Annotated in this window: 1 rRNA gene; it reads left to right on the top strand. The window is 53.3% G+C overall.

Features of this window, described 5'->3' with window-relative positions:
• Window positions 1-285, top strand: a 16S ribosomal RNA gene (locus ACXAFJ_RS20365); the annotation flags it as partial.
• Window positions 286-291: the final 6 nt, after the last annotated feature.

Consider the following 291-nt stretch of genomic DNA (forward strand, 5'->3'; position numbering starts at 1 on the left):
GCCAACTTGCGAGAGTGAGCGAATCCCAAAAAGTGCGTCGTAGTCCGGATTGGAGTCTGCAACTCGACTCCATGAAGTCGGAATCGCTAGTAATCGTAGATCAGAATGCTACGGTGAATACGTTCCCGGGCCTTGTACACACCGCCCGTCACACCATGGGAGTGGGCTGCAAAAGAAGTGGGTAGTTTAACCTTCGGGAGGACGCTCACCACTTTGTGGTTCATGACTGGGGTGAAGTCGTAACAAGGTAGCGCTAGGGGAACCTGGCGCTGGATCACCTCCTTACGAAAA

It is taken from the genome of Vibrio sp. ABH4_348, assembly GCF_056159765.1.